Consider the following 18,085-nt stretch of genomic DNA (forward strand, 5'->3'; position numbering starts at 1 on the left):
TATACCTTAATACAAAGCGCTTGGCGGTCACTGCGCGTTTTTACCACATAAGCTTGAACGAACAGGAACTCCCTCATGCAAAAGCAACAACTGCTCTATAAAGGCAAAGCCAAGTCTGTTTATGAAACAGAAGACCATGATCTGCTGATTTTACACTTCCGCGACGATACCTCCGCACTCGATGGTAAGCGTATCGAACAGCTTGCTCGTAAAGGCGTGGTGAATAACCGCTTTAACGCCTTTATCATGCAAAAACTGGCTGACGCTGGTATCGAAACCCATTTTGAAAAGCAGTTGTCAGACGATGAAGTGCTGGTCAAGCGTTTAGACATGATTCCGGTTGAATGCGTGGTGCGTAATTTTGCTGCGGGCAGTTTGGTACGTCGCCTAGGTTTAGAGGAAGGTCAAGCATTAACGCCGCCTACTTATGAGCTGTTTTATAAAGACGATGCGCTTGGCGATCCGATGGTCAATGAGTCCATCTCTATCTCGCTTGGTTGGGCAACTGAAGCTCAATTGGCGAAAATGAAAGAGCTCAGTCACCAAGTAAACGAAGTGCTAAAAGAGCTGTTTGATGCTGGCGATTTAATACTGGTAGATTTTAAACTTGAATTTGGCGTATTCCATGATCGTATCGTTCTAGGTGATGAGTTCTCGCCTGATGGCTGCCGTATCTGGGATAAAGCGACCAAGAAAAAGCTCGATAAAGACCGTTTCCGTCAATCATTGGGTGATGTGATTGAAGGCTATGAAGAAGTAGCAAAACGTATCGGTGTGCCGTTAAACTAGAAATATAAAATATTTAAAAAATAAAAAACTGAGCCATGCGCTCAGTTTTTTTATGGGGATAAGCATTTTAAAAACCGTTATGTTAAAGATTGCTATGTTATTTGTCTTTACGCGCTTCTTTAATTTTTTTAGCAGCCATTTCCATCGCATCGGCAGCTTTGTCCGCTAATGTGCCAACCACTTCTTTAGCTTTAGTGGTAGCGGTGTCCTTTAAAGAAGGTTCTTTATCTTCGCTAGATTTAGAGTCATCATCTTTACTATCTTTATCCTTCTTATCAGAATCGTCACCATTTTTACTGTCGTTTTTAGCGTCTGATTGATCGTCTTTTTTGGCACCGCTATTGTTTTTATCAGACGATTTATCATTATCGCTATCTTTACTATCGTTCTTGTCCGACGTTTTATCATCTTTTTTGTCATTAGTATTGTCTTGATTAGATGACTTATCGTCTTTGCTGTTTTTACTTTGTGACTGACTATTTTGCTTGTCGTTCTTACTGTTATCGTCTGTCTTAGACTGACTATCTTTTGAGGCGTTGTCCTTTGAATCGTTAGTAGCGTTGCCTTTAGAAGCATTATTACCATTATTACCATTATTAGTGTTGTTATCTTTCATCACTGCGTTTTTATTCGTATCTTTTTCGCTAGCATTTTTATTGCTATCGTTGTTGTGCTGCTTATCATTGTTAGTATTAGAGTTAGTCATTGTTATATCCTTTTGTTTGTATTTTTTAGTGTTGGATGTTTTTAGTTTTTTAACTTTAAAATTGATTGGCGAGTTTTAAGCTTACTATTAGAATGAGTTAACTGTCTGTATAGCAACAGTTGCAATAGGTAATAAGGTCTAACGCTTAGCCGCTTTGAGTGGTTTTTTATGCTAAATTTATATCGTCAATATAAACGCCGCTATAAAAAAGGTTATCTTTGATGTCATTGTACAAATTACCTTATATACAACCCTCCGTTTTAGAACCTAGCTGGTTTGTCCGCCCGACCTGCGTGGTAGCGGCAGATTTAATTGGCAAGATTTTATGCCGACAGCTAATCGATAGTGATGGTAAGAAAAAAACCCTACGGATGCGCATCTCAGAGACCGAAGCCTATATTGGCGAAGGTGATGCCGCTTGTCATGCCCATGCTGGCACGCGCACGCCGCGTACCGAAATTATGTATAGCGAGGGTGGGGTGTTCTATGTCTATCTGACTTATGGTATCCATCATATGCTCAATTTGGTCAGCGGAACGGCAGAGTCGCCAGAAGCGGTATTAATACGCGCAGGGTTTTTGACAGACGATAGCGCGCGCTTAATCGACGAGCAACTCCTTAGCGCTGATAAGCAGCTTACGCATTCCAAGCAATTTGCAGGCCCTGGCAAGCTGACCAAACGACTGCAAATCGACCGCGAGTTATATGGTAAGCCTATCACGCCCGCGTCACGGCTGTGGGTCGAAGACGACGGCTGCCAGCCGCCAGTATCGCTGCGCCCACGCATTGGCATTGATTATGCGGGCGCGGCAAAAGATTGGTTACTGCGCTATGTTTGGACCGACCATCCTTCACTGTCCAAAAAATAGCTAATCTAGAGTTGTTAGTAATTTTTTAAAGAGCATGAAAGGGGTAAGCGATGTATAAATTGACAGTTTTTATTCCCAATAAAGCACTAGAGCAAGTAAAGACTGCCATGTTTGCGGCCGGTGCTGGCAAGATTGGCAACTATGAACAATGCTGTTGGCAGGTGGAAGGAACAGGGCAGTTTATGCCGTTAGCAGGCAGTCAGCCGCATATTGGCACGCAGGATACACTTGAAACGGTCGAAGAATGGCGCGTGGAGATGGTGGTAGCCGACGCGTATATTAAGCCAGTGATTGAAGCATTAAAGCAGACGCATCCTTATGAAACGCCTGCTTATGATGTGATTGAAGTATTGGACTTTTAAGATCTTAAATTTATTATCAGAAATGATCAGTCTTCTTTGATTTTAATCACCTTGTAGCTTGGATAATCAAGCTCAATTTTATAGTCTTTACTGCCGCGGCGAGCTTTTACTTTTATTTTACTGTCGCCTTTTTTATATCTGACGTCTTTGACCCGATAACCCATATTGCTAACCTGATTGGCCGCGCGCTGCTCGATAGCAGGCTGATAAAGCTCTTTATCAATAGACTTGATGGTTTTCTTGTGTTTCTTATAGATTTTAGTATCTTTGTAAATGTCTTCATAAAGGTCACCATAAGCATTGTAGCCGGGCGCGGTGACGCAGCCAGTCGTTATGGACAGTAACGCGGCAATCATACTGCTCGCCGCCGTGGCTTTTAATAACGTATATTTTTTCATAATATTCTCTCATGCTATGCTATTAAAGGTATTGGTAACTCGTCTATATAAGCAAGGTTCTATGCTAAAAACGACACAATAAAAAAATGGTCAACTAAACCAAGGGCTGGCTTATTTGACCAAGGGCATCAAGTCATCAACGATGCCAAAATCTTATCTGTACGTACAAGGCGTGTTCTTAATTGAATCGTACTCATCTAGAATAGCTAAATTTTGTCAAACGTCGTCAAATAACGAGAGCACAGACCCAAAAACCCAAACGCCTAGCCATTAGGCGCTATGCGCTATTTCTATAAATTGTTGAGAGGTTAAGTTACTTGTAGCGATAATGGTTATTATTATAGCGACCATTATTGTTGTAGCGGCTATTATCTTTTTTATGCTTACCGTTTTTATTTTTGTGATGACCGTTTTTATTCTTATGTTTGCCTTTTTTGCTATCGTGGTGAGCATGATTGACTTTATGGCCGCCATTATTATAACGACCATTATTGTTATACTTGCCGTTACCCTGATACGGACCGTTTGGGTAATAAACTCTTTGACCATCATGTCTTGGCGTGACGGTACAACCAAAGGTAGTGCCCAATAAAGCAAGCACAATACCAGCAGAAAAAGCGGTTTTTAAAGTTGAGAAGCTTAATATCTTCATAATAAATATTCCTATTATCTTATTAATTCCTATTACTTATCAGTAATGTGGCGATTACTGGTATTTAATTACTGATCTTAATGTTGCACTACCACAATAACGTTGCATAAGAAAAGCTAACGTATAAAAATGGACTGTTTAAAGATTAGTCTTTTTTAATCTTAATCACATTCAAGTTTGGATAGTCAAGAAAAATCTCATATTCTTGTGAGCCGCGTTTGGCTTCAATCTTGAACACACCGCGGCCGTTCTTTTCATCGAGTTCTATATCTTTAACGCTATAGCCCATTGACTTTACTTTATTGACAGCCCGCTGCTTAATCGCTGGGTAACGAGAATCTCGTTTGATACTGTTTTCGATACCATCGTCTTTATAGCGCTTATTGTTTTTATATTTGCCATGATTTTTATACTTGTCTTTTTTATAATCATCTTTGTCGTAACGGTCTTTATCGTTTCTATCATCTTGCCAAACATTAGAGGAACCTCTTTTGTTTGAGCTGATGAGTCTTAAGTCTGGATAGCTATATTTAAGCTCGTAGGTTTGATTGTTCTTTCTAGCGATGGCAGTAATAGCATGGTTGCCACGATAGTTATCAGAGCGGATGTCCATGACTTGATAGCCTTGACGGCGTAGATTATTGCTTAGAGTCTGGCTAACGCGTTTATAGTCAGCATTGCCGTAATCGCTGTTACCACCATATATTGGGTAATTTCCATAACCTGGATCAACAACGGCACAACCAGCCACCGTTCCTAACAAAGTCAGCGCTAAACCAGCAGATATTGCGGTCTTAAATGAGAAAGCGGATAGAGTTTTCACAATAAAATCTCCTTTGGAGTACCGATGATCTGAATAAGGAACGATTATTTAACAGGGATACTTTTAACAATAGGTGATTGGTAGCTTATAAGCCTGCAAAGCCAATATTTGTTTCTTAATATTGAAATATTTTCTTACATACACATAGTAAGACTTAAAAATCATCTTTCCATGTCTTTGGTGTTAATAAGTTGTAAATTTTGCAAATAGTTGCGTAAGCATTCGACACTTTAGGTGACTAGGGCGTTTCTAAATTTGTTCAATATCGCTAACACTTTTAATGACTAATATAGGGAGTACGAAACAATTAAAGATTATTTCAAACTTATCAATAACTTAGTTGAGATATTGGCTATCTTAAAATCGACGTAAGCATATGCTTACACGCAATGACGCTTACGCGACTTAACACGTGGTGCATAATTTGACACTATACACACACGGCATAAGGGAATGTGACTCAAGGATTGAGTTGACCGTATTAAGGATAATAGTTCAATCGCTAGCATCAGGATGATAAAGGCAATTGGAATAAGGACACATGACCCGTGCTGCAGGCATCTAATGCCAGTAGTAGTCAGAACAAATGGGCAGGATGCCCGGCTATCACAATATACTCAATATCTTGCAAGGATGCAGCGATTAGAGTGGTGATGGGTAACAAGGATAGTTAACAATAAAACCGCATAACAATAAGTTGCTATGCGGTTTTATCGTGTCTGGATGTTAAGAATCCTCCATTCAGATTTTCTCAGAACGTGTATTCCTCAGAAAACTTCTATCATGCCAGTTATCCCAAATGATAACGACCTCATATTTTTATTATTAAAATCCATAAGTCAATATGATGAGTAGTTACTTATAGACAATAAAAAAGCATAGACGATAAAAAAGGCCACATTAAAACAATGTGACCTTTCTCAATAAATAGCTTATAAAAATCTATATGTAAGAAAATTCTTATAAGAAAAATTAGTATTTGTTTTCAACGCGCCATGCATCTACTTCGCGCTCAGCGTCATCTTTACTGTGACCATAACGCTCTTGGACTTTACCCACGAGTTTATCACGGCTACCTTCGATATGTAGTAAATCATCATCAGTTAGGTCAGCCCACTTCTGCTTGACCGTACCCTTCATCTGTTTCCAATCACCTTTTAACGTATGTTCGTTCATTATTATAATCCTTATTTTAGTTATCAAATCTTTACGGTAAATAGCTTAAAAATTCTAACGCTATAAACCGTAAAGTGCTTTAGGAGCAAGTTATTATTTATGATTGTTCTTATTTATCTCGTACTGTTTTAAGTACTTTACAGCTAGCCCGTGGCCAACTTGTGATACCAATATATAAATGTTAGACCGCCGTGTCTGTATGAGCAATGTTTGTAGTGTTGCTTAATTATGGTCATTGCTCTTGCTATGTTATGGAGGGCATAGTTGTGTAATATATAGAGTACTTTATCAGGGCGATACGTAAAGAAAACCAGTAGCTAAATGTCTACCTATATAGTGCTTTATCCTTTTTTATGTCTTTATCAATCCTAATTCTAAAACTATTAATGGAAAATCTTTTATGCATCTAATTGTAGACTTGTTATTTAAATAACTATAAGCTTATAGCTGAAATCATAAGCCTTAGACAATTAGGACAGAATAACAGTGAGTCCACTTAATATCGTAAACGCGACAAGATTAGATACGAAGCGTGAGCTGGCAAAAGCCAAAACCCGTCGTGCCTTATTAAAAAGTGCGTTGCAGCTTTATAGCTTAGAGGGCGCTTGCGGCATGAGTATGAACAAAATCGCTAAAGGGGCGGGAATCGCTCAGCCAAGTTTTTATAATCACTTTGACAGCGTAGAAACGCTACAAAGTGAATTGAGTAGGCAATTAAAAGACAATTATTTATCACCGATGCGTAAGGCGTGGGCAGATATGCTTGGAGATTATCCAACGCTGTCTAGAGCGGCGTTCAATCAGCGCTGTCAGCATTGCTTGACGCTAATTTTTACAGCTGCCTTTCAAAATATTAGGTTATTCCAACGGTTACTCGAAGACAGTCTGCGCTTTGATTTGCGAGTAGAAGATAAAGGTTTGGGAAGTTTGTTTACCGACATACGTGAAGAATGGACAAAAATATTTATACAAGGATTGCAGTCAGCCAAGTGTTCTTTTGAGACGTTTGAAGTTTATCTCTGCGTTGATAGTGCGAGCGCGCAAGTTCATGAGTTGATATTAGGCTGTCATCAAGGACGTTATTCACAGCAGCAAGCAATTGCGATGTTGTGCAAAAACTTTGATGGGCTTTTTGGTGGATTTTTTATCAATAATGAGCAAGTAATAAGTAGCTAGTGAGCAAATTAATGAATGCTGAGCTCGCAAAATTTTTAAAACTAACGAATCTATTCATATCATAAAACGGAATTTAGTTAGCGAAAGCGATAGTAACGATCACAGGGAGCGTGACCATGGCTAGTGAACAAACCAAGACGAATGAGCAAACACATTTTAGAACCTGCAATCTGTGCGAAGCGATGTGCGGTATTGAAGTAAAGCACGATGGAGCAAAAGTATTATCGATTAAAGGCGATAAAAATGACCCATTTTCTAAAGGTTATATTTGCCCAAAAGCAACTGCCTTACAAGATTTACATGAAGACCAAGATCGCTTGCGTCATCCAATTGAGAGGACGGCTAACGGTTGGAAAACAGTCAGCTGGGATGAGGCGCTTGATAAAGTAGCTGCGGGTATTCAGTCAGTACAAAAGAAACATGGCCAAAATGCTTTTGGTGTTTATTTAGGCAATCCCAACGTCCATAATATGGGCGGCATGCTGACCATTAAGCATCTATTAAGCAGTATCAAGACCCGCAGTCGTTTTTCTGCAACCTCGGTCGATCAATTACCGCACCATATCGTCAGCATGCACCTGTTTGGGCATATGCTGCGTATCCCCGTGCCTGACGTCAATCGCACCCAATATATGCTCATCATTGGTGGCAATCCGCTGGCATCTAACGGCAGTATTATGACCGCGCCAAATATGCGCCAAAAGCTAAAAGACATCAAAGCCCGCGATGGCAAAGTAATCGTTATTGATCCAAGACGTACAGAAACTGCAGATATTGCCAGCGAGCATCATTTTATACGTCCAGCAACCGATGTTTTGTTTTTGCTTGCTATGCTCAATGAAATCTATGCCCAAGATTACGCGGACAAAGCACAGACTAATAATAGAGCGGCGGCGCTTGCGCCAGAGATTGCGCGCTTGGCAGATTTCGCTAAAGACTATAGCGCAGAGTTAGTTGCTGATATTACCGGTATTGCGGCAGATGAGATTAAACGACTGGTTAAAGAGTTTTGCGAAGCCGAAAGTGCCGTCTGCTATGGGCGCATGGGCGTATCGGTGCAGGAATTTGGCTTATTAAGCCAGTATTTGATTATGGTGATTAATATCGTCACCGGACGTTTGGATGAAGTAGGCGGCCTCATGTTCCCCAATCCTGCGCTTGATGTGGTCAATAACTCCGGCCCAGGTTATTTAGGCAAACGTCATAGCCGCGTGAGTAATTTGCCTGATTTCAATGGTGATTATCCTGTCGTAGCGATGGGTGACGAGATGCTGGTAACAGGCGAGGGTCAATTAAAAGGCTTTATGACCGTTGCAGGCAACCCTGTCCTCAGTACGCCAAATGGTGAAAAGTTAGATAAAGCCTTTGCCAATTTGGACTTTATGGTCGCGATTGATTACTTTGTCACAGAAACCAGCCGGCATGCCAATATTATCTTGCCACCCGTCTCGCCGCTAGAGCGTGACCATTATGACGTTACCTTTAATAATTTTGCTGTACATAATGTCGCTAAATACTCTCCAGCATTGTTTGCTAAGAAAAAAAGTGCCAAACATGATTGGCAAATCTATTTGGAATTAGCAAAACGCCTCGATAAAAAAGCGCCGCTTACGACCAAAATTGAGCGCCGATTGGTTAAGACTTTAGGACCAAAATTTTTGCTTGATCAAGGCTTGAGACGTGGACCTTATGCTGGCATGAATCTAAATAAACTCAAGAAAAAGCCACATGGACTGGATTTAGGCACGCTCAAAAGAATGCTACCGCAAGCAATAAAGCATAAAGATAAGCAAATTCATCTTAATATCGATTTTTATCAAGCCGATTTAGCGCGCGTGCAAACGATGATGCAGGATTACGATGACAAACAGATTTTACTTATCGGTCGTCGTCATGTACGCAGTAACAATTCATGGCTGCATAATAGCTATCGCTTGGTAAAAGGCAAGCCACGCTGTACGCTGATGCTGCATCCTGAAACAGCGAAAGAATATGGTATTAAGGATGGACAGGAAGTAAAAGTGACCTCGCGTGTTGGTAGTGTGACGATCGTAGCAGAAGTCACCGATGAGCTAATGCCTGGCGTAGTCAGTATTCCTCATGGTTGGGGTCATGGGCGTAAAGGTGTGCAGCAAAAGATTGCGCAAGCGCATGCCGGTGTCAGTGTTAATGACTTGACGGACGATACCTTAATCGATCAGCTAAGTGGTAATGCAGCAGTCAATGGCGTACCTGTGCAATTAGAAGCAATCGAGCCAGAGATGGTTGATTTGGAAACTGTTGATACTGAGGTTAATGCTGATATTAAATCAGGAAGCGCTGCATAAAATAGCTCTAAAATAAAAGTCTTTAATTTAAAAAGGCACTTAAAAAAGTGCCTTTTTTACGTTTCTGATTTTTAATTTCCTAAGCCAACAAAATCAAAATTAACCGGCGGCGTTTCACCTTGTATCAATAAACTGAGCGCCTTTGCCGAACCACAAGCATGGGTCCAGCCAAGCGTGCCATGACCGGTATTTAACCATAAATTATCAAAGCTGGCATTGGCATCATGACTACCATGACGGACTTGACCATGATGCGCGCGCCCTATTAACGGCACATTAGAAGGTGTCATTGGGCGCAGTCCCGTCCAATATTGCACAGAATTGGCAATGATACCTTTGGGGAATAACTGCTGGACGCGGCGGGTAATGGCTGCACAGCGCGTGCTATTTAAATCCATATTATAGCCGTTAAATTCCGCCGTACCTGCGACGCGTAATTTTTCACCAAGGCGTGAGGTGACTAATTTAAACTCATCATCAATAAGGCTAATGAAAGGTGCTAAATGTGGCGCACGCGGGTTGACTTGATAAGTGGCTGAATAACCTTTGGCAGGGAAAATTGGCAGATGAATATTGAGCGGTTTCATGAGCGATACGCTATAGCTGCCAAGTGCCAGTACATAATCGTCGGCGCTAAAAGTCTGTGCGTTTTCGCCCTTGGGACGAATGGTCATACTATGCACGTGCGGGCGAGCAGAATGGGCGTCGGTGTTTAACGTCAAAATGTCGGTATCGTATAAAAATTTCACGCCAGCATCGATGCAGCGCTGCGCCAAACGCTGGGTAAATACATGCGCATTACCCGATTCATCACGGCTGGTATAAGTCGCGCCTTTGAGCTTATGCGCGATAGGGTAAAGCGCAGGCTCAAGGCTAATAGCATTATTAATATCAATCACATAACGCTCACAGCCGAGCTCTTGCATACGCTCGGTTGGCGTGATGGCAGCATCAAACTCAGCTTGGTTGGTATAAAAATGCATGATACCGCGCGTTTGCTGCTCGTAATCAATACCAATATCAGCACGCAGCTGCTGCAATGCTTCGCGTGAGTACAAGCCCAAACGCACCATTTGTACCAGATTGGCATCTGCTTTATCTGCGCGGCATTCTTGTAAAAACTGCATTGCCCATTTCAATTGCGCTTTATCAGCTCGCAAGCGGTAGAGCAGCGGTGCATCTTCACGAAACAACCATTTCAGCGCTTTCATCGGCGTGCTCGGATTTGCCCACGGCGTCGCGTGCGAGACGGATATCTGCCCACCATTGGCAAATGAGGTTTGCATACCAGCAGCAGATTCGCGCTCAATGACGGTCACATCGTAGCCTGCTTGCCGTAGATACCATGCGCTGGTCACGCCCACCACACCTGCTCCGAGTACCGCAATATGGGTCATAAATTGCTCTGCTGCGTTTTAGTAAAAGTACTTTTTATAATACGAGTTGGACTGCGAAATAGACTATCAAACTTTTCACGTTATTTTTGACGGGCGACATCTGCTTGTAGTGCTGGTGGTAAATCTAATATCGTAAGCTCGCTATCGGCTAAATGCTCTGGGCGGGCAACGACCAAAGCTTTAAAGCTATTGGCATTCGTATCATCATCGGCAATGGCATTGACCACCTGAATTTTCTCTAGCTTATCACCTGCGGCTGGCACCTCACCTGTGCCGCTAACATAATGTAAAAACGCTTTTGGCGCGGCTTTAAAGTAAATACGGGCAATGACTTCTTGACCGAGGTAGCAGCCTTTATCGTAGTCCATACCGCCGCGCTGATGTAGGCGCAGCTCTTGCGGCTGAAACTCGCCTCGTGTGTCCGCGACTATCCAATAATTACCCGCTGCAAGACTCGCCTGCATCCACGCTTGAGTGTCATCGATAGTATTATGCTCGTCTTTATGACTAAAGGTTGGCACTCCATCGAGTACGCAAGGATAAATGGGCGTTGGTGCACTGGTATCAAACTTTGAAAAGGCGCCAAACTTTTTAAGATGCGCTTGCAACGCCTCCGCACAATCGGCGCTGATTACTACATCAAAATGCTTTTCGTCTTGTTTTTTAATCCAAAGGCCAAAATCGATACGACCTTTTAAATTGCTAAGCGCCGTTGCTTGATAGCTAAGCCCAAGCTTAGTGACATCAGAGGTCAGCTGCCCTTGTAAGAATTTTGCGGCATCTTCACCTTGAATGGTTAGTTGAACAAATTGTGGCAATGTTGATTGAGTCATTATTATTGTCCTATTTATGAGTCGCTATAGCCTCAGATATTAGGGTTAATACTGAGTGATTAAAGTCGTTATAAAACTTACTGTTAAAATAATGCGAAAAAGTCGTTATTTAAGTTTTTACCATCTTTTTAGTACCTAAAGACAAATGGTGATCAAATCAAATTTGGTTACAGCAGAGTACCACAAAAAACCACGTGATAAAAAACGTCCGCGTTAAGAGATAAGCGAATGTATCAATTAGTCACAGTTCTGTGTTTACAAGCGAAGCGATTGGTGAAAGCCGGCGAGTTACGGTACAATGTTAGCGTTAGAATACACCCAATTTATCACGGCTGACGAGGAAATTATGAGCTTACCCAATTGCCCAAAATGCGATGCTGAATATACGTACGAAGATGGTGCGTTACTGGTATGTCCGATGTGCGCTCATGAGTGGACCGCGGCTGAAACCGATGCGGCGCAGGCTGAAGCGCAAGATGCGGTCATTCGTGATGCGGTCGGTAACGAGCTGCAAGATGGCGATACCGTCACCGTGATTAAAGACTTAAAGGTCAAAGGATCATCAACCATTATCAAAGTCGGCACCAAAACAAAAGGGATTCGTCTGTTGCCAGATGCCTCTGATGGTCATGATATCGACTGTAAACTCGATGGTTTTGGACCGATGAAGCTCAAATCGTCAGTGGTTAAAAAAGCTTAAGTTTTTGTTAATTAAGTGATTGTTAATTAAGCTATCGTTAATAAAATAACACCAAAAAAATAAGTAGAGACTAATTATGAGCACTAAAAATGAACAACTCTTTGCACAAGCCCGCAAACATATTCCTGGCGGCGTAAACTCACCGGTTCGCGCCTTTGCTGGCGTTGGTGGTACGCCTATCTTTATGCACCGTGCTAGCGGCAGCAAAATTTATGACACCGAAGACAATGCTTATATCGATTATGTCGGCTCTTGGGGGCCGATGATTTTGGGTCATGCGCATCCAAAAGTCATTGATGCGGTTAAAAAAGCCGCTGATGATGGTTTGAGCTTTGGTACACCAACGCCATTTGAAACCACCGTGGCCGATAAGATTTGCGACATCGTCCCAAGTGTTGAGATGATTCGCATGACAAGCTCAGGTACAGAAGCGACCATGAGCGCGATTCGTTTGGCGCGTGGCTTTACTGAGCGTGACAAAATCGTCAAATTTGAAGGCTGCTACCATGGTCATTCCGACAGCTTACTGGTAAAAGCGGGCTCAGGGATGCTAGATATTGGCGAGCCGACCTCAAAAGGCGTGCCAGCGGACTTTGCCAAGCATACGATTACTATTCCTTATAATGACCCACAAGCGATTAAAGAATGCTTTGCAAAATGGGGTAGTGAGATTGCTTGCGTGATTGTCGAACCAATCGCCGGCAACATGAATATGGTCATTCCGACCCAAGAATTCCATGATACTTTGCGTACAGAATGTACCGCCAATGGTGCGGTGTTGATTTTTGATGAAGTCATGACCGGTTTTCGCGTCGGACTTGGCGGCGCGCAAGCGCATTTTGGCATTGACCCTGATTTAACCTGCTTTGGTAAAATCATCGGTGCCGGTTTACCGGTTGGTGCTTTCGGTGGTAAAAAAGAAGTGATGTCTTGTATCGCGCCACTTGGCGGCGTTTATCAAGCGGGTACGTTATCAGGTAACCCGCTGGCCATGCGCGCCGGTATCGCGATGTTTGAAGACTTAACCGTTGATGGTTTTTATGATCAATTATCTGCGAAAGTAGACCAGCTTATTGATGGTATCCAAGCGGCGGCGGACAAGCATGGTATCAATATGCGCACCAATAAATTGGGCGGCATGTTTGGGATGTTCTTTGTTAAAGACAAGGCGACAAACGTACCGCAAAACTTCGATGACGTCACCGAGTGCGATATGGATGTGTTTAATACCTTTTTTCATGGCATGTTAGAGCGCGGTATTTATCTTGCGCCATCTGCCTATGAAGCGGGCTTTATGTCGATCAAGCATAGTGGTGTAGACATTGAAGCGTCTATTAACGCCGCTGATGAGATTTTTGCTGAAATGGCAAAAGCGTAAATCATTTGGTTAAAATTACTTGTCTAAAATTTAAAGTTTAATGTTCTTTAGAATTTATATCTGCAACATAAAAACCAGCAGGATTATCGTGCTGGTTTTTTTGTGCCTGCATATTAATAAAAACGGATTTTTAATAAATAGTGGAAGTTTTTTAGGCTTGAAAATAATCTATAACCTAAAAGTATCCTTGTTCTAGAACCTATAATACAACGACTAAGTTGTGCTATTCTGAGAGCACCAATCACGTTTTAGCAAGGATGCAATTTGATGGATAATAGCTTTGAAAATAATGCGCCAAGTAGCCGTGTTCCGCCATTATGGCAGCGAGCTTACGAGCAATATGGCTTGGAAAATAATTTGGATGTGTTAAACGGTAAGGACAACCTGCTTGATTTATTACAACCAAAAATTGATCAGCACAGTAGCGCTATTGCTTTTAGCATGGGCGCTGCCACCTTAAATTTTGCTCAGTTAGATGTTGCAAGTCGCCGCTTTGCTGCTTTTTTACAAGCACAAAGCATTCAAAAGGGCGACCGTGTTGCGGTGCAATTGCCAAATATATTGCAATATGCGGTGGTGCTGCTTGGTTGTCTGCGCGCAGGGGTAGTATTGGTAAATGTCAATCCGATGTATACCCAGTATGAGTTGGCCCATCAGCTGACAGACTCTCAAGCGTGTGGATTGGTGATTGTCGATGGTATGTCGGCAGCTTTCGATAAATTGGATGATGAGGTTAAAGCGCAACTGTCTTTAGTCGTACATTGTTCTATCAATCCGAGTGCTGAGCTTATCGATAACGATATTGCTATCCTTAACAGTATTCATTGTTCAACCGAAAATGACGGTGAAAATGAGCTTACAGTTGCAAAATCTCATCAAGAACGTTATGTGAGCTTTGCTCATATTATGCAAGCGTACCATGCAGATCAGTTTCAGCCACCGACCATCACGCGCGAAGACTTGGCGTTACTCCAGTATACGGGCGGCACAACGGGTAAGCCAAAAGGCGCGATGCTTACTCATTATAATTTGATGGCGAATATTTGCCAGTGTTATGCAATGTTTGGCAGCGTTGTCGAAGCAGGTCGCAGCGAGCAAATCAAGATACTTAACCCTTTACCGCTCTATCATATTTTCTCCTTCACGGTTTGTGGTTTACTGGGTATTTATGGCGGCTGGGAAGATATATTGATCGCCAATCCGCGCGATATCGATGGCTTAGTAAATAGCATTGAACAGCATCAGCCGCATGTGATTCCTTCGGTCAATACGTTATTTAACGGCATGCTCCATCATCCAAAGTTTACCGAGCTTGATTTTAGTCGCTTGGCACTATCTATCGGTGGCGGCACCGCGATTATCAAAGCGGTATCTGACCGATGGCAGCGCGCTACAGGCATGATTATTAATGAAGGTTATGGCATGTCAGAAACGTCGCCGGTTATCTCTTTTAATCCACCAGGGATAGATAGCTTTAATGGCAGCGTCGGATTACCTTTAGCCATGATGGATATCAAAATCATTGATGAGCAAGGAGCCGCCTGCGCTGTTGGCGTGCCCGGCGAAGTGGGGATTAAAGGGCCACAAGTGATGCAGGGTTATTGGGGTTTGGATAATACAGAGACCTTTACCGATGATGGGTACTTTAAGTCCGGTGACATCGGCATGTTAGATGAAAATGGCTTTTTGACATTGATTGATCGTAAAAAGGATATGATTTTGGTTTCGGGTTTCAATGTATATCCAAATGAAGTGGAAGCGGCGCTGACGGAACATCCTAAAGTGCTCGAGGTGGCTGTCGTTGGCATTGAAGATGCGCACAGTGGCGAAGTGCCAAAAGCGTTTGTGGTTAAAAGAGATTCCAGCTTAACGGCTGAGGAATTGGCGGCGTTTGCCAAAGAGCGTTTGACCGGTTATAAGCGTCCGCAAGCTTACGATTTTATCGATGAGTTACCGAAAACCGCTGTAGGTAAAATACTTCGTAAGTCTTTACGCTAAATAGCTGCTAAATAATAGATTTTTGATAACGACATAAAAAACTGGGCTAGCGTCTTAAACTGGCCCAGTTTTTATTTTGTCTGTTTATTATCAATAAATTTAACGCGCTTTATCAAACTTACGGTCTTTTAAACTTAAATTACCGCGGAGCACATCGGTGAACATACGAATATCACCAGCAAAACTTTGTAATGGGTATTTAAAAGTAGCCGGTTTGTTTTTCTCAAAGAAAAAATGGCCAACCCACGCGCAAGCATATCCTGCGGCAATACCTTTAAGCAGCGGTTTGGCTGAGCGATTTTTGACAGACTTTGCTAAGCCTAATAAGCCAAAGCTACTACCGGCGAAGTGCAAACGGCGGCACGCCATGTTTTGATGTTCATTTAAATAAAAGTCATAAAATTGATGCTTGGCTGGGTCTGCTATATTGATAAGCTTGCCATTACTTTGTTTATTAATATGAGTATCGGCATTTTCAGTTTGGGCAGCTTTGTTTTGTGAGGTTTGGGTAGTGGCTTGATTCATGACTTTGCTTCCTTGCAAATGAGTTATTTTAAATCATCAATGAGTTATGAATGCTCAATCGCAAAATTGAGGGCTGCTTTATGTAATGAGCTTATATAACCAATGTTTATAATATAAGTAAGTGCTTATTATCTATTACAATATACCGGCTAATTATGAGATTCTAACGCATTTTCAATGTAGCAAACCGATTGCATTAAAACAAGCGTTAGAGACTGACTTTAAGGTTCTGGTTTAATCACTGTTTAGCCAGTATTTAATCGAGTTTTCTTAGATTTTTGAATGTTTTTGCAAGCTGTGTTTAGCGATGGTAGCCGCTGACTTGCCAGCGTTTGGCATAAATGCTTTAATGGCAAAACTTGCTCATATTCTTTATTTTAAAAGCTTGAAGGCTTTTAAATATCACTTTATCTAATACGGTAATAATCTCGCTTATGCCCAAAGACTACCTAAAAAATCCACCACTTGCTGAAGATGAAATGATGGCCGCTATTGATATCGGCTCCAACAGTTTTCATCTGGCGATTGCGCGTCTCGACCACGGTGAAGTGCGAAAAGTGGTGTCTATGTCTGAAAAGGTGCAGCTCGCTGCCGGACTCGATGAGAATAATATCTTGGGCGCGGCGGCTGAAAAGCGCGGGCTTGAATGCTTAAGCCGCTTTGTGGCACGTTTGGATTCGGTGCCGCCCGAGCGTATTCGCGTGGTAGCAACCAACGCCTTACGCCAAGCAAAAAACGCCAATGACTTTATCAATCGTGCCAATAAAATTTTGCCCAAACCGATTGAGATTATCGCTGGACGTGAAGAGGCACGTTTGATTTATTTGGGCGTTTCGCATACCAATGCCAGTAGCGATAAGCGGTTGGTTATTGATATCGGCGGCGGTTCGACAGAGTTTATCATCGGTCAAGAGTTCGATCCGTTATTGACCGAAAGCTTGCAGATGGGCTGCGTCGCCTTTACCCAGAAGTACTTTTCCGATGGCCTGATTACCAAAGAAGCCTTTAATAATGCCATCTCAGCGGCGCGCAAAGAAGTGCTGGCGATTAATGGCCGTTACCAAAAAACCGGCTGGAGTAGTGTGGTTGGCTCAAGTGGCACCATTAAAGCGGTACGCAACGTCCTTGTGTCAAAAGGCTGGGCAGATGAACAAGAACGCATCACCTATAAAGGTGTTAAAAAGTTAGAAAAATTATTGCTTAAAATTGGCAACGTCGATGACATTGAATTAGAAGGCGTCAAAGAACACCGTAAAGCGGTTTTCCCAGCGGGCGTTGCGGTATTGCGAGCGGTGATGAAAGTGCTCGGCATTGAGACCATGGTGTATTCAGATGGCGCGCTGCGTGAAGGCGTTATGTACGATATGCTTGGACGTTTTGCTAGCGAAGATGTGCGTGACCGCAGTGTGCTTGCGCTGATTAAACGCTACTCTGGCGATAAAAAACAAGCCAAACAAGTGGTCAAAACCAGCCGCAGTTTATTTGAGCAAGTCAAAGAAAAGCTCGGACTTAGTACAGAAGATGGTGATTTACTTAGACGAGCAGCGTCATTACATGAAATCGGTTTAGCAATTGCGCATAGCGGCTATCATAAACACAGTGCTTATTTGGTTGAATACTCTGATATTCCAGGTTTTTCGCAGGTCGATCAAAAACGCATGGCGCAGCTGATGCTCAATCATCGCCGTAAGCTCAAAGCGGATATGTTAGAGCAGGCTTGTATAATCGGTGGCGATTCGCTGGTTTATCTGTGTTTGCTGCTACGTTTGGCGGTGCTTGCGCATCATAGCCGTAGCGAGCATGAATTACCAAAACTGGGTTTAAAAGTGATTGACAATAACCGCTGGCAAATTACCGTTGGTGAAAGTAGTGAGCACTATACTTTCTTATTGTCAGACTTGCATACGGAGATTGAGCAGTTTGCTAAATGGGGCGTAAAGCTGAGTGTTGTTGATGGAAGTATGGTTGAGGCATAA

The 18,085-nt window shown here is 42.4% G+C and carries 17 protein-coding genes; 9 read left to right on the forward strand and 8 right to left on the reverse strand.

Annotated elements, in window-relative coordinates; translation table 11 throughout:
• Positions 1-75: 75 nt before the first annotated feature.
• Positions 76-789 (forward strand): phosphoribosylaminoimidazolesuccinocarboxamide synthase, encoded by a 714-nt coding sequence (gene purC / locus AB8P72_RS00855; protein ID WP_198327973.1) that lies wholly within the window; start codon positions 76-78, stop codon positions 787-789.
• 97 nt (positions 790-886) lie between these two features.
• On the opposite strand, the gene AB8P72_RS00860 is transcribed toward purC, so the two are convergent.
• On the reverse strand, positions 887-1,495 hold the full coding sequence (locus tag AB8P72_RS00860) for a hypothetical protein (protein ID WP_369957915.1): 609 nt from the start codon (positions 1,493-1,495) through the stop codon (positions 887-889).
• Positions 1,496-1,716: 221 nt separating this feature from the next.
• Here AB8P72_RS00860 and AB8P72_RS00865 point away from each other — a divergent pair, with 221 nt between their 5' ends.
• A complete protein-coding gene (locus tag AB8P72_RS00865; RefSeq protein ID WP_369957916.1) occupies positions 1,717-2,364 on the forward strand; it encodes a DNA-3-methyladenine glycosylase in 648 nt (215 codons plus the stop codon).
• 50 nt (positions 2,365-2,414) lie between these two features.
• Entirely contained in the window at positions 2,415-2,726 is a 312-nt protein-coding gene (locus tag AB8P72_RS00870) for an NGG1p interacting factor NIF3 (RefSeq protein ID WP_369957917.1), read from the forward strand.
• A gap of 26 nt (positions 2,727-2,752) precedes the next feature.
• Here AB8P72_RS00870 and AB8P72_RS00875 read toward each other — a convergent pair whose 3' ends face one another.
• From AB8P72_RS00875 to AB8P72_RS00890, 4 genes are all read right to left on the reverse strand, one after another.
• The gene (locus AB8P72_RS00875) at positions 2,753-3,124 is read right to left on the reverse strand and encodes a hypothetical protein (protein WP_200663108.1); all 372 of its coding nucleotides are present in this window, start codon (positions 3,122-3,124) and stop codon (positions 2,753-2,755) included.
• A 313-nt stretch (positions 3,125-3,437) separates the two neighbouring features.
• Positions 3,438-3,776: a hypothetical protein gene (locus AB8P72_RS00880; RefSeq protein WP_191692287.1), complete on the reverse strand. Its 339-nt coding sequence runs from the start codon at positions 3,774-3,776 to the stop codon at positions 3,438-3,440.
• Between the two features lie 145 nt (positions 3,777-3,921).
• Entirely contained in the window at positions 3,922-4,599 is a 678-nt protein-coding gene (locus AB8P72_RS00885) for a PepSY domain-containing protein (protein WP_369957919.1), read from the reverse strand.
• A gap of 972 nt (positions 4,600-5,571) precedes the next feature.
• Positions 5,572-5,775 carry a CsbD family protein gene (locus tag AB8P72_RS00890; protein WP_068405819.1) on the reverse strand — a complete coding sequence of 68 codons (204 nt, stop codon included), beginning with the start codon at positions 5,773-5,775 and terminating at the stop codon, positions 5,572-5,574.
• Between the two features lie 486 nt (positions 5,776-6,261).
• On the opposite strand from AB8P72_RS00890, the gene AB8P72_RS00895 reads away from it, so the two are divergent.
• Positions 6,262-6,951 (forward strand): TetR/AcrR family transcriptional regulator, encoded by a 690-nt coding sequence (locus AB8P72_RS00895; RefSeq protein ID WP_369957920.1) that lies wholly within the window; start codon positions 6,262-6,264, stop codon positions 6,949-6,951.
• Between the two features lie 116 nt (positions 6,952-7,067).
• On the forward strand, positions 7,068-9,278 hold the full coding sequence (locus tag AB8P72_RS00900) for a molybdopterin oxidoreductase family protein (protein ID WP_369957921.1): 2,211 nt from the start codon (positions 7,068-7,070) through the stop codon (positions 9,276-9,278).
• Positions 9,279-9,349: 71 nt separating this feature from the next.
• Here the strand turns inward: AB8P72_RS00900 and AB8P72_RS00905 are convergent, their stop codons facing one another.
• Both AB8P72_RS00905 and AB8P72_RS00910 read right to left on the reverse strand, forming a co-directional pair.
• Positions 9,350-10,675, reverse strand: coding sequence for a D-amino acid dehydrogenase (locus tag AB8P72_RS00905; RefSeq protein WP_369957922.1), 1,326 nt, complete (start codon positions 10,673-10,675; stop codon positions 9,350-9,352).
• A gap of 80 nt (positions 10,676-10,755) precedes the next feature.
• A complete protein-coding gene (locus AB8P72_RS00910; RefSeq protein ID WP_369957923.1) occupies positions 10,756-11,508 on the reverse strand; it encodes a folate-binding protein YgfZ in 753 nt (250 codons plus the stop codon).
• 346 nt (positions 11,509-11,854) lie between these two features.
• Here AB8P72_RS00910 and AB8P72_RS00915 point away from each other — a divergent pair, with 346 nt between their 5' ends.
• The 3 genes from AB8P72_RS00915 to AB8P72_RS00925 all read left to right on the forward strand — a co-directional run bounded on the left by AB8P72_RS00915 (position 11,855) and on the right by AB8P72_RS00925 (position 15,584).
• The gene (locus tag AB8P72_RS00915) at positions 11,855-12,208 is read left to right on the forward strand and encodes a zinc ribbon domain-containing protein YjdM (RefSeq protein WP_369957924.1); all 354 of its coding nucleotides are present in this window, start codon (positions 11,855-11,857) and stop codon (positions 12,206-12,208) included.
• A 76-nt stretch (positions 12,209-12,284) separates the two neighbouring features.
• Complete coding sequence (hemL, locus tag AB8P72_RS00920; RefSeq protein ID WP_193029901.1) at positions 12,285-13,586, forward strand: glutamate-1-semialdehyde 2,1-aminomutase; 1,302 nt, start codon at positions 12,285-12,287, stop codon at positions 13,584-13,586.
• Positions 13,587-13,853: 267 nt separating this feature from the next.
• The gene (locus AB8P72_RS00925) at positions 13,854-15,584 is read left to right on the forward strand and encodes an AMP-binding protein (protein ID WP_369957925.1); all 1,731 of its coding nucleotides are present in this window, start codon (positions 13,854-13,856) and stop codon (positions 15,582-15,584) included.
• A 99-nt stretch (positions 15,585-15,683) separates the two neighbouring features.
• On the opposite strand, the gene AB8P72_RS00930 is transcribed toward AB8P72_RS00925, so the two are convergent.
• Positions 15,684-16,109, reverse strand: coding sequence for a DUF962 domain-containing protein (locus AB8P72_RS00930; protein ID WP_102077301.1), 426 nt, complete (start codon positions 16,107-16,109; stop codon positions 15,684-15,686).
• Positions 16,110-16,543: 434 nt separating this feature from the next.
• Here AB8P72_RS00930 and ppx point away from each other — a divergent pair, with 434 nt between their 5' ends.
• Complete coding sequence (gene ppx / locus AB8P72_RS00935; protein ID WP_193031592.1) at positions 16,544-18,085, forward strand: exopolyphosphatase; 1,542 nt, start codon at positions 16,544-16,546, stop codon at positions 18,083-18,085.

The sequence above is a fragment of the Psychrobacter sp. CLB018 genome (assembly GCF_041222815.1).
Taxonomy (GTDB): domain Bacteria; phylum Pseudomonadota; class Gammaproteobacteria; order Pseudomonadales; family Moraxellaceae; genus Psychrobacter; species Psychrobacter faecalis.